The following is a 12,205-nucleotide window of genomic DNA, read 5'->3' as shown; positions in this document are numbered from 1 at the left end:
CATAATCCGACCGTCATCTCATGCGGGTCGGATTATGCTTAGTGGCTCAGGCGGCGTTGGACGCCGGCTGGGCTGTCAAAAATGAATAGAGCGCCTGTGCATCATGGGTGCCTCGCAGCTTGGCGACCATATCCGGGTCGCGGAGCATACGCGCAATGCGCGACAAGGCTTTCAGATGATCGGCCCCGGCATTTTCCGGAGCCAACAGCAGGAAAACGAGATCGACAGGCTGATCGTCCAGCGCCTCGAAATCAACCGGCGTTTCAAGGCGCGCGAAGATGCCGGCAATCTTGCCGATATTCGCCAGCTTGCCGTGTGGAATGGCCACACCGCTGCCCACCCCGGTTGAACCGAGGCGTTCACGCTGGAGAATTGTTTCGAAAACTTCACGCTCAGGGAGACCGGTCAGTTCCGCAGCCTTTTCAGACAAAATCTGCAAAAGCTGCTTTTTGGAGCTGGCTTTCAGCGCGGGGATAATCGCCCCCGGCTGAATCAGATCACTAAGATCCATTCTCTCCGTTCCTTCTTCAATCAGACCGTTTGCGGCCCGGTTTTGGGAAGCGCACGCAACCACCCATAAATGGGCTCGCCCTTCACTGGCGATAACGCGTAACGTGCGCTTCGGGTTTGCCGTCAGACGCGAGGCGCGGCCTGGCGGGTAACCGTCGATGGGTCAACCCAGCCGATATTGCCGTCCGCTCGACGATAGACGATGTTTACTTCATCATTGCCCGCGTTCCGGAAAACCAGAACGGGATTTTCAATCAGATCAAGCTCGACCACCGCCGAAGCCACCGACATGGTGCGCAGGGCGACGGACGTTTCCGCCACAATGGTTGGCGCATAATCGGCCGGAAGCTCCTCCTCTTCCTCCGGCAGCGGTGCCATAACACGATATGCCACGTCGTCATAGATCGCATTTGGCTGGGTAGCCGTACGCGACTTCAGACGGCGCTTGTAGCGCCTAAGGCGGGTTTCGATCTTGTCCGCTGCCGCATCAAAAGCCAGCTGCGGATCCTGCGCATCGCCAGTGCTTTGTAGCGTCGCACCACTGTCGAGGTGCAATGTACAATCCGCACTGAATCGTGAACCGGACTTCGTGACCGTTACCTGCCCGGAAAAGCCATGATCGAAATATTTGCCGACCGTTTCATTCACCCGATCCACGATCCGGGTTGTGAAAGCTTCACCGACGTCCATATGCTTTCCAGATACACGCAGAGTCATTGGCACACCTCATTTGCGTTACACCACAGGGCTTAGTCTAATCACAAGGCAAGCGAAGCGCAAAGCGAACCGTCATCAAAGATGGCTTTCATCCTACGGGTTTTTCAGCCTTGATCCGGATCGCCGGTCAGAGCCTTGAAACACCTTCGAAATCCACGCTTTTCCGGTTTAAAACCGGTCAAACGGCACCCCGAACATCCCTTGTCTTATGCAACGCCCCAAACGCGTGATCGTTGCCCTTTCTGCTAAACTGCCTTTCCTTTAAGCAATCGGACATCCGCATTCTCTTTCAGAAAAAGCCGATGCATATTTCGTGCCACATACGCATAAGCCCGCAAAACCGAAGAATTCCGGCATTTTCGGGCCAGCGTCGCAGCGCGAGCGGGGCTTCTATTGATTGAAATGGCGCTTGTCAATTGGTCCTCCTACCAGTAGGCCAACTCGAAACGCTGCCGGTTCTCACGATCATCATCGATTTTTTCTGATCGTGCGGTGCTTCAAGTTCAAAATTTCAGAGCATTCTCCTGGGGCTTGAACTGGTCGAAAACGCTCTGGAGGTACAATCGTCTATTCCAGGCCACCGGGGAACCGGTGGTTTAAACAGTTGTTTTGACACACATCTTTTCCGAAAACTGCTTCGCGTTCCGGGATGCGTTCTAAGAAACAGAAAGCTTGGCTTTCTTTTCACGCCTGCGCTGAACCGATGAAGCAATATTCATCGATTCCCGATATTTTGCGACCGTTCTGCGCGCAATATCCACACCGTCCTTCTTCAAGGCATCAACAATTGCATCGTCAGACAGCACATCATCGGGCTTTTCGGCGTCGATCATCTGGCGAATACGATGCCGCACGCTTTCAGAAGAATGGGCGTCACCGCCCTCCGAAGAGGCGATGGAAGCCGTGAAGAAATAGCGCAATTCGAACACGCCGCGCGGCGTTTCCATGAACTTGTTGGCGGTCACGCGGCTGATGGTGGATTCATGCATACCCACCGCATCGGCGACCATGCGCAGGTTCAAGGGCTTGAGATGGGTCACGCCGTGGCGCAGAAACCCGTCCTGCTGGCGCACAATTTCCTGCGTCACCTTCAATATGGTTCGCGCGCGCTGATCGAGGCTGCGCACCAGCCAGCTTGCCGTCTGCATGCAATCGGCCAGAAACGTCTTTTCCTCAGCCTTCACGGAAGCATTGACTTCCGCATAATATTCATTGTTGACGATGAGCCTCGGCATGGCCGCCGGATTGAGTTCAATCGCCCAGCCGCCGTCACGCGAAGGCGTCACCACCGCATCCGGCACGATGGCGTCGGCCACCGCGACCTCGAACAAAGCGCCGGGCTTCGGGTCCAGCGTACGGATTTCAGACAGCATGTCGAGAATGTCGGCCTGATCGACCCCACAGAGCTTTTTCAGCGTCGCAAAATCCCGTCGCGCCAGGAGGTCGAGATTGTCCACCAGCGCTGCCATGGCCGGATCGAAACGGTCTTTCAGGCGCAGCTGAATCGCAAGGCACTCGCGCAGATCGCGTGCAAAAATTCCAGGCGGATCAAAGCTTTGCAGGATCGCCAGCACCCGTTCGACCTCCGAGGTCTCGACGCCGAGATTTTGCGCCAGACCGATAATATCGCCCCGCAGATAGCCGCTTTCGTCCAGCGCATCGGCCAGAGCCATCGCGATGAAACGGTCGGAGGTTTTCGGAAAAGTCAGGGCAATCTGTTCACCCACAAAGTCAGCCAGCGAGACCCGGCTCGCCGTCACCTGATCGAGATCATATCCGCCACCGCTGCCGCCACTATAGGCGTCGAGGGTCGACGATTTCCACTGGGCGGCGAGGTCTGGATTGATCTCGTCATAGCGCCCCGGATCATCGGGAAAGATATTCTCCAGCGAGCTGTCGAAGGTGGTGGAGAGATTTTCAGCTGCGTCCGGCGCGTCGGTCTTGAACCAATCCGCCTGCGCTTCGTCGAAGGCCCCATCATCCGTTCCATCATCACTTGCGGCAGAGCGGTCATCATCCCGCGCCGCGTCAGCGCCGGAAAAATCATCATTTGCTGCCTCTATTCTGTCCAGCAGCGGATTTTTTTCGATTTCCAGATCGAGAAAATGTTCAAGCTCAAGATGCGTCATCTGCAGCAGTTTGATCGACTGCATCAGCTGAGGCGTCATCACCAGCGATTGTGACTGACGAAAATCGAGCTTAGGCGACAGAGCCATACGACGCGTTAATTCCCCCTGCGAACGACTGGTCGACCGAACCCTGAGCCGCTATTTTCAGCCGATCTTTCTGACCGGCGCTTCTTCCCGATCAAAACTGGTATGAACCTTGCTTGTCAATTCAGAATGTGCAGTTTTGGGACAAATGAGGAAAATAGTCGCAATATTGACGGATTTTTTAGACCGGCTGTAACGGCGCCAGCTTTAAAAGACCCGAAAGCCGAAGCTTTCGGGCCAGATTATTGTGTCGTCAGGGAAAACTTAGAGCGTGAACTGATCGCCAAGATAGAGACGACGGACGTCAGGATTGGCGACGATCTCGGCCGGGCGGCCATGGGTCAGCACCTGACCGGCGTGAATAATATAGGCGCGGTCGATCAGACCGAGCGTTTCACGCACATTGTGGTCGGTGATGAGAACACCGATGCCGCGACTGGTCAGATGGCGCACGAGCTGCTGAATATCCGAAACCGCGATGGGATCGACGCCCGCGAAAGGCTCATCGAGCAGCATGAAATTCGGGCGCGAGGCAAGCGCGCGCGCAATTTCCAGACGACGGCGCTCACCGCCCGACAGCGAGATGGCGGGCGCCTTGCGCAGATGCGCGATATGGAACTCTTCCAGCAGCGCGTCGAGTTCGGAAGCGCGCTTCTTGCGGTCCTTTTCGACCACTTCAAGCACGGCCTTGATATTGTTCTCGACCGAAAGGCCACGGAAAATCGAGGCTTCCTGCGGCAGATAGCCGATACCAAGACGCGAACGGCGATACATCGGCATGGATGTCACGTCGAAACCGTCGATTTCGATAGAACCGGCATCGGCTGGAACCAGACCCGTCACCATATAGAAACAGGTGGTCTTGCCCGCACCGTTAGGGCCGAGGATGCCAACCGCCTCGCCAGCGCGCACGCCAAACGACACGCCATTGACGACCTGACGGCCACGATAGCTCTTGCAGAGGCCGCGCGCGACCAGCGTGCCTTTCAGGCGCGCCGTCTTGCCCGGCTGTGCTGGCATGGCGCCATGAGGTTCACCCGAAGAGCCGACACTCTCGGCAACCGCTTGCGGCTCGCCGTCTTTCTTGTTCCAGAACAATCCCACACGTGCTCCGGTCAGTTCTGCTTGGGCGCGGCACCGCCCTGCTGTTGATCCTTCGGCGCCATGATGATCGACACGCGGCCCTTGCTGTTCGCGCCGCTCTTGCAGCTTTCGACATTGGCGCGGCCCGTATCGAGATGCGCCGTCAGCTTGCAACCGGTGACGACATTGTCACCATCCGTCAGAACGACCTTCGAGCCTTCGAGAATCATGATCTGGTTTTTTGCGTCGTAACGACCGGTATCGCCGGTCGCGACCTGCGTGCCCGACTTCAGGTAAACCTTGCCGGATATATCGATGTGATCGATGCTCGACGAATCGAGGCCACCGACACCGGCGCTTGCCGGTTCCTTCGGGGCTTCGCCGTCCTTGGCCGCCTTGTTGTAATAGACAGTCATCAGACCTGCCTTCAACAGCGCGTCGCCCTGCGCCACAGAAACATTGCCGGTGAAAACCGCAACGCCTTCCTTGTCGCGCATTTCCAGCTTGTCGGCATCGATCTTGACCGGTGCCTTGCTGTTGGAAAGCTTGAGGCCGTTCACTGCGCCGCCTGCGGCTTCCTGTGCGGAAGCGGCAAAAGGAGCGGCAACGATGCCAAGCGCCAGAACTGCGAATCCTGCCCGCATCGTGCGAGCCATAGTGCCCTTGATCATCTTGCCCGTCTCACGTTCCATAAATTCAGTCCCCGAATGCAGGCGTCATGATGTAAACAACCTGCCTCCAGATGCAACATTAAGCACTTTGACGCCAAATGGGAACATAAGGCTTTGCAAAATGCGTATAAAAAACAAATCCGCGCCAGGCCCGAAAATGGGGCTGAACGCCGGATATGCCGTTCTTTTGCACCCGGTCAGGGCGCCTTGTTTCCCGAAACCACGCTGCCGTCAACGGTCATCTGAACGCGGTTCTCAAAAATCAGAACCTTGCCGTTGTCCTTGACCTGCATGGTATCGGCCAGAATATGCGTATTTCCGCTGCGAATATCGACCGGCTTGTCGGTTGTGATCTGTCCGCTCTTCAGATTGACATCTGCCGAACGCATCACCGCACGCAAACCTTCATTCGTGGTTACGACAAAGTCCTTATCAAGTTGCAAACGACCATTGGCATTATCGTAAATGCCGGAGGCCGCCTCGACCTTTGCCGTGCCTCTTTCACCGACCGGCAGTTCCGCCTGAATGCCTTCCAGGGTGATGACGCCGCTATTTTTGGCATCCTGCGTCGCCTTGGAGGCGGTCATCGAATAGGGCTTGTTGTCCTTGGTGTAACCGTTGAGATGCGGGCTGGCCATGACGAGCTTGCCGTTCTCGCCGCCCGTATTCATCTCGACCTTGATCGGGGTCGCCGGCGTTGCCAGAAATGTGTACCAGGAAAACACCGCTGCAAGCGCGACGGCCGCGACCGGCAGGGCGGTTTTCAATACCCGCACCCGGATCGAATGGCGCTGCGCGGCATGAAAAAGCGACTCGGCCTTCTGGGACGCACCAAAACGCACGCCGCCCTTGCCGCGCCCGGAAGGGGCTGCGGTCTGCGCAACGGGGCTGTTTGTGGTGTCGGTTGTCATGACGTCCTTCAGATAATCCACGGCACTCAATTCAAGAAACTTCCGGTCAATAAACTTACGGTCGAGAAACACCCGCCCAGAAGACAGGCGCACGCCCGATGTAAGGTCCATTCCCTGCAATCAATAGGCGCTTTTTCATTTTAATATGGTTTATTTGGGATAATTTGATCGGATGCTCAATAGCAAGAAGGCGACACAAAATATCGCACCTGCCTCAAACTGAAAGACAAGCACGCCTATCCCATTGATATTTCATCACAATCAGCACCTACCTTAATTAGGTAGAATGCTAATCAACTCTTTGATACCACAAATTGCTCTTGAATTACAGCGCGTCGCAGGGCCGCTAAACTTGCAAATGAGCCCGGTTTTTTGACCAAAGACAGAATCTTTCGTCCCCATGTCATGACAATGCAGTTCTGCAGCACTATCTCTTTGAAATCTGTAGCAAGATCGAAGCTCTTGCCGCCCGACTGAATTGGGGGCACAAAGATCGCCAGAGTTTTCGGGATCGCCCCTCGGGGCCGCTCATATTGATAAAGACGATTGGATGGACAAATATGGCCCAGGACGCCGAAGCACTGATAGAAAGACGAAAGCTGCGCCGCAAGCTGACCGTCTGGCGCGTGGCTTTTCTGCTTCTGCTCGCCGTTCTGATCGCCGGTTTCGCCTCATGGTCGATGCGCGGCGCCAATCTCACCCAGCCGCATATCGCCAAGGTGCGCATCGAAGGCACTATTTTCGAGAATGAGGAGCTTCTGAAGCGTCTCGACCGGATCGCCAAGAACGATGCGGTGAAGGGCGTGATTCTGGTTCTCGATTCGCCCGGCGGCACAACGGTGGGCGGCGAAGCGATTTTTGAAGCCGTGCGCAAGATCGCCGAGAAAAAGCCGGTCGTCACGCAGGTTGGCACACTGGCTGCCTCTGCCGGCTATATGATCGCCAGCGCTTCCGACCATATCGTGGCGCGGCAGACCTCCATCATCGGCTCCATCGGTGTGCTGTTCCAGTATCCCGACCTTTCGAAGCTTCTCGACACAATCGGCGTCAAAGTCGAAACCATCAAATCCGCGCCGCTGAAAGCGGAACCCAATTATTTCAGCCCGGCCAGCGACGAAGCCAAGGGCATGATCCGCAACATGATCATGGATTCCTATGCCTGGTTCGTGGACATTGTGGAAAAGCGCCGCTCGTTTACGCATGAACAGGCGCTGGCGCTCGCCAATGGCGCGGTTTTCACAGGCCGTCAGGCGCTGGAGAAAAAACTTATCGATGGGCTTGGCGGTGAGGACGAAGCCGTGGCCTGGCTTGGCACCAAGGGCGTTTCCACCACCTTGCCACGCCTTGAATGGAAGCCGGTCAATTCCGAAACGGGTTTTTCGCTGCGCGATCTCATCATCCATGCCGGTGCGCGGCTGATCGGTCTGCCGCAGGAAGCCGATAGTATGCTCAAGGGGATAGCAAAGGATCGCATCTTTCTTGACGGACTTCTCTCGGTTTGGCACGTTGACGGAACGCCAGATGCAAATTCAGCAAACTAACAATGTCCGGCGTCAAGGCCTGACAGCACATAACAGGAAACAGGGGTAAAGCCGTGATCAAATCGGAACTCGTTCAGATTATCGCCAGCCGCAATCCGCATCTCTTTCAGCGCGATGTCGAAAACATCGTCGGCGCGGTTTTCGACGAGATCACCAATGCACTCGCGGACGGTAACCGCGTCGAGCTGCGTGGCTTCGGCGCTTTCTCGGTCAAGAACCGCCCCGCCCGCAGTGGTCGCAACCCGCGCACCGGTGAAACGGTGGATGTGGAAGAAAAGTGGGTTCCCTTCTTCAAGACCGGCAAGGAGCTGCGCGACCGTCTCAACGGCGCCGTCTGATAGAAGATCATGCTGGCAAAACGTATTGTCGCAATCGTCATTCTGGTCCCGCTCGCGGTCATTCTGATCGCGCTGTCGGTTGCCAATCGTGCGTCCACGATCCTGACGGTTGATCCGTTCAATCCGGGCAATCCGGCCTTGTCCTACAGCGCGCCGCTGTTCGTCTGGCTGTTTGGCGCGCTGCTCGTCGGCGTGGTGATCGGCTCTGCTGTGACCTGGCTAACGCAGGGCAAGCACCGCCGCCGCGTTCGTGACAGCAAGCAGGAAGCAGCCCGTCTGCTGGAACGCGCAGAAGCCGCCGAGAGGCGCAACACATCGGTCGCGAACACCTGAAACGCCCCCTCTTCGCAAGCCCGGAAGCGAAACTTCCGGGTTTTCCGGCCCTGAAAAGGCCTGCGCACGGGAAAGAACGTCGTTTTCCCCTTCCACACCGGCCTTGTTTATCCTACCTAGACCGCAATCACTGTGATTGGAGTTTCGGGTGAAAGCGCCAAAGGGAAAAGGCAAAAAGCCGTCGGGTGGCAAACAGGATCGCGGTTTTGAACGCGCGAAGCATGATGCGCCGCGTCATGAAAACAAGTTTGAATCCGCCAATCCGGGTAAAGGCCAGGCGTTCAAAAAGCCGCGTCCGCAATTTGCCAAGGCAGGCCCAAAGCCGGTAGCCGCCGAAGAACGCGAACGTCCCGCCGCCCCGCAGCGCGAAATCAAGCCCTATACCGGCCCTCGCCCGGGCGAAAAACTCCCGGTCATCCTCGAAACAGAACCGTCCGCCGATTATGCGCTGCTCGACAGCGGCAACGGGCTGAAGCTTGAGCAATACGGTCCCTACCGCATCGTTCGCCCGGAAGGTCAGGCGATCTGGCTGCCCAGCCTGCCGCAAAAGGAATGGGATCAGGCCGATGCGGTCTTCACCGGCAATACGGACGAGGAAGGCATCGGACGCTGGGCGTTCCCGAAAGTGCCGCTCGGCGAAACATGGCCGATGCAGCATGACGGCATTTCCTTCCACGGTCGCTTCACCTCTTTCCGCCATGTCGGCGTATTTCCCGAACAGGCCGCGCACTGGTCTTTCATGGATGGCCTTATCCGCGATGGCGTGAAATCCGGACGCAACGTGAAGGTGCTGAACCTGTTCGGCTATACGGGCGTTGCCTCGCTGGTTGCAGCCCGCGCCGGTGCGGAAGTCACTCATGTGGACGCGTCGAAAAAAGCCATCATCTGGGCGCGCGAAAATCAGGAAATGGCGGGCCTGTCGGACAAGCCGATCCGCTGGATTTGCGAAGACGCGATGAAATTTGTGGCGCGCGAAGAACGCCGTGGCAGTTTCTACGACATTATCCTGCTTGACCCGCCCGCCTACGGGCGCGGACCGAGCGGCGAAGTCTGGCAACTGTTCGAGCATCTGCCCGCCATGGTCGATACGTGCCGTTCGATCCTGACGCCGAAGCCGCTCGCCGTGATCCTGACAGCCTATTCGATCCGCGCATCGTTTTTCGCGATTCATGAGCTGATGCGCGACCGCTTCACCGGCCTTGGCGGCACAGTCGAATCGGGCGAACTTATTCTGCGTGAGCGTTCTGCTGGGCGCGCGCTTTCAACATCCATGTTCAGCCGCTGGGTAGCCAAATGAGCCGTAACGACGATTTTTCCAGAAACAGCGGTTCGCGCGGTAATCATTCAGGTGAGCACTCCAAAGTCGGTCAGGTGAAGGAAGTCACCAGCCTGACCAACCCGATCGTCAAGGATCTGCGCTCGCTGGCGCTGAAGAAATTCCGCGATCAGCAGGGCGTGTTCCTCGCCGAAGGGCTGAAGCTCGTCATCGACGCGCTGGAGCAGGACTGGCGCATCAAGACGCTGGTTTTCGCCAAATCCGGCAAGGGCAACAAAATGGTCGAGCAGGTCGCCGCCCGCACCTTCGCCAAGGGCGGACTGGTGCTGGAAGTGACCGAAAAGGTGATTGCCGCGATCACCCGCCGCGACAATCCCCAGGTGGTGGTTGGCGTTTTCGAACAGCAATACCAGCATTTGGCGAGCCTCAGACCGAAGCACAATGATGTTTATATCGCGCTCGACCGCGTGCGCGATCCGGGCAATCTCGGCACGGTCATCCGCACCGCCGACGCAGTCGGGGCAAAAGGCGTCATCCTGATCGGTGACACCACCGATCCCTATTCGCTCGAAACCGTGCGCGCCACCATGGGGTCGGTCTTTTCCGTACCGCTCTACAAGACGACGGAAAATGACTTCCTCAACTGGCGCAAGGGTTTCTCCGGTCTGATCGTCGGCACGCATCTGAAGGGCGCTGTCGATTACCGCACCATTCCCTATGCCAACAAGCCTGTCGTGCTGATGATGGGCAATGAGCAGCAGGGCCTGCCGGACAATCTCGCCAATGCATGCGACAAGCTTGCGCGCATTCCGCAGGCAGGCCGCGCCGATTCGCTCAATCTCGCCATCGCCACCGGCGTCATGCTCTATGAAATCCGCCGTGAGGCGCTTACCCTCGACGAAAGAGGTTAGTCATGAAGCGCCACGCGGTTCTGTCCTCGCTTTTCGTCGTCATTCTCACGGTTCTGATTGATCAGGGCGTCAAGCATCTGGTCGAAACCCGCATGGACTACGCCCAGCAGATCGACCTGCTGCCGTTTCTGGCGCTGTTTCGCACGCATAATGAAGGCATCGCCTTCTCCATGCTCGCCGGGCTGCACGACTGGGGTCTGCTGGCGTTGACAGCTGCGGTCATCGTCTTCGTGCTTTATCTCTGGTGGACGAATGCGCATGACCGCGTCTTTGCGCGCTATGGTTTTGCGCTGGTGATCGGCGGCGCCATCGGCAATCTGATCGACCGCGTGATGCATGGCTATGTGGTGGATTATATCCTGTTCCACCTGCCGACATGGTCGTTTGCCGTCTTCAATCTTGCTGACACCTTTATCACCATCGGCGCGGCGCTGATCATTCTGGAAGAATTCCTCGGCTGGCGGCGCGAACGCGCTGCCCGATAAGCCACTCATATGACCCCCAATATATTGCGGGCACCCGGGTAACTTGATCGTTATTGGGCTTTCGCATAACGTGAAGGCTGTAATTTTAAAGACTTTTGAAGGGGATAAGCGGCGCCCAGCCGAAATGACACATTGGTGACACGCTTCTGTCATCCTCACGTAGCACTCGCTCTCTAGTACGTCGGCCAGATGCAGTTCAGGTTGCGCCGCCGACCTATAAATGAGAAGGCCAATTCCACTGCCTAATCGGTGGGAAAAGGTTCAGGAATACGTGAATAGACAAATCAGGAGCGAATCATCATGACAGTACTGCTTGGAATGGGCCAGCAAATCATTGATGATACGGTCATGTCAGGCTTAGAAGCACAACAGGCGCTATTCGCAACCGGTGAAGACCCGATCGTTCTCGGACGTATCGGCTCGCTGGAAGTGCGACTTGCAAACTCCCGTGAGGCCATCGAGGCCGCGCAGGAACTTCGGTTCCGCGTGTTCTTCGAGGAAATGGGTGCGCGCAAGGAATCCATCGAGGCCGTGGAGCTTCGCGATGCCGACCGTTTCGACACGATCTGCGATCACCTTCTCGTCTATGACACGGCCCTGCCAGTCCCCGAGCACCAGCAGATCGTCGGCACTTACCGGCTGATGCGCAGCGATCAGGCCGACAAGGCGCTCGGTTTCTATTCGGCGGATGAATATGACGTGCAGCGCCTGGCGCTGTCCCGCCCCAATCTCAAGCTGCTTGAGCTTGGCCGCTCCTGCGTGAAGGCGGAATATCGTTCAAAGCGCACCGTCGAGCTGCTGTGGCAGGGCGCATGGGCCTATTGCCGCCGCCATTCGATTGACGTCATGTTCGGCTGCGCTTCGTTTCATGGCGCGGTTCCTGCCGCCCACGCGCTCGGCCTGTCGTTCCTGCACCAGAATTGCCGCGCCACGCCCGACTGGGATGTGCGCGCACTGCCGCATCGCTATCAGCCGATGGACCTGATGCCAAAGGAAGCGATCAACAACAAGGTTGCGCTGTTCTCCATGCCGCCACTGGTCAAGGGATATCTGCGCCTCGGCGCGATGATCGGCGACGGCGCGGTGATCGATGAGGCCTTCGGCACAACCGATGTGTTCATCATCCTGCCGATCGAGCGCATCTCCAGCCGCTACATCACCTATTACGGCGCTGAAGCAAACCGCTTCGTGTAGTCTGTAGCTATTTCCCCTCGCC

General features: G+C 57.2%; 13 protein-coding genes. 7 read left to right on the top strand and 6 right to left on the bottom strand.

Going from position 1 to position 12,205, the window contains the following annotated elements:
- Positions 1-46 precede the first annotated feature (46 nt).
- The 6 genes from ptsN to lptC form a co-directional block, all read right to left on the bottom strand.
- A complete protein-coding gene (gene ptsN / locus D8666_RS07830; protein ID WP_078339638.1) occupies positions 47-511 on the bottom strand; it encodes a PTS IIA-like nitrogen regulatory protein PtsN in 465 nt (154 codons plus the stop codon).
- 122 nt (positions 512-633) lie between these two features.
- Positions 634-1,227, bottom strand: coding sequence for a ribosome hibernation-promoting factor, HPF/YfiA family (hpf, locus tag D8666_RS07825; protein ID WP_109368185.1), 594 nt, complete (start codon positions 1,225-1,227; stop codon positions 634-636).
- 656 nt (positions 1,228-1,883) lie between these two features.
- Positions 1,884-3,443, bottom strand: coding sequence for an RNA polymerase factor sigma-54 (gene rpoN / locus D8666_RS07820; RefSeq protein ID WP_121537122.1), 1,560 nt, complete (start codon positions 3,441-3,443; stop codon positions 1,884-1,886).
- A gap of 261 nt (positions 3,444-3,704) precedes the next feature.
- Positions 3,705-4,544, bottom strand: a complete 840-nt coding sequence (gene lptB, locus D8666_RS07815; protein ID WP_109368183.1) for an LPS export ABC transporter ATP-binding protein — start codon at positions 4,542-4,544, stop codon at positions 3,705-3,707.
- A gap of 11 nt (positions 4,545-4,555) precedes the next feature.
- Complete coding sequence (locus D8666_RS07810; protein WP_109368182.1) at positions 4,556-5,215, bottom strand: LptA/OstA family protein; 660 nt, start codon at positions 5,213-5,215, stop codon at positions 4,556-4,558.
- 176 nt (positions 5,216-5,391) lie between these two features.
- Positions 5,392-6,105 carry an LPS export ABC transporter periplasmic protein LptC gene (lptC, locus tag D8666_RS07805; RefSeq protein ID WP_109370146.1) on the bottom strand — a complete coding sequence of 238 codons (714 nt, stop codon included), beginning with the start codon at positions 6,103-6,105 and terminating at the stop codon, positions 5,392-5,394.
- Between the two features lie 560 nt (positions 6,106-6,665).
- Here lptC and sppA point away from each other — a divergent pair.
- From sppA to olsB, 7 genes are all read left to right on the top strand, one after another.
- Positions 6,666-7,646, top strand: a complete 981-nt coding sequence (gene sppA / locus D8666_RS07800) for a signal peptide peptidase SppA (protein WP_109368181.1) — start codon at positions 6,666-6,668, stop codon at positions 7,644-7,646.
- Between the two features lie 53 nt (positions 7,647-7,699).
- Positions 7,700-7,984 (top strand): integration host factor subunit beta, encoded by a 285-nt coding sequence (locus D8666_RS07795; protein WP_061344837.1) that lies wholly within the window; start codon positions 7,700-7,702, stop codon positions 7,982-7,984.
- Positions 7,985-7,993: 9 nt separating this feature from the next.
- Positions 7,994-8,317, top strand: coding sequence for a lipopolysaccharide assembly protein LapA domain-containing protein (locus tag D8666_RS07790; protein ID WP_121537120.1), 324 nt, complete (start codon positions 7,994-7,996; stop codon positions 8,315-8,317).
- A 148-nt stretch (positions 8,318-8,465) separates the two neighbouring features.
- Positions 8,466-9,614: an RsmD family RNA methyltransferase gene (locus D8666_RS07785; protein WP_121537118.1), complete on the top strand. Its 1,149-nt coding sequence runs from the start codon at positions 8,466-8,468 to the stop codon at positions 9,612-9,614.
- A complete protein-coding gene (locus D8666_RS07780; RefSeq protein WP_121537116.1) occupies positions 9,611-10,504 on the top strand; it encodes a TrmH family RNA methyltransferase in 894 nt (297 codons plus the stop codon). The genes D8666_RS07785 and D8666_RS07780 overlap by 4 nt, the downstream gene beginning before the upstream one ends.
- Before the next feature lie 2 nt (positions 10,505-10,506).
- Positions 10,507-10,989 (top strand): signal peptidase II, encoded by a 483-nt coding sequence (lspA, locus tag D8666_RS07775; protein WP_121537114.1) that lies wholly within the window; start codon positions 10,507-10,509, stop codon positions 10,987-10,989.
- A 300-nt stretch (positions 10,990-11,289) separates the two neighbouring features.
- The gene (gene olsB, locus D8666_RS07770) at positions 11,290-12,183 is read left to right on the top strand and encodes a l-ornithine N(alpha)-acyltransferase (RefSeq protein ID WP_180917927.1); all 894 of its coding nucleotides are present in this window, start codon (positions 11,290-11,292) and stop codon (positions 12,181-12,183) included.
- The last annotated feature ends 22 nt before the right edge of the window (positions 12,184-12,205 follow it).

The organism is Ochrobactrum soli, from assembly GCF_003664555.1.
GTDB classification, from domain to species: Bacteria; Pseudomonadota; Alphaproteobacteria; order Rhizobiales; family Rhizobiaceae; genus Brucella; species Brucella teleogrylli.
The sequence above is the reverse complement of the archived record's forward strand: the minus strand, read 5'-3'. Positions and strand labels throughout refer to the sequence as shown.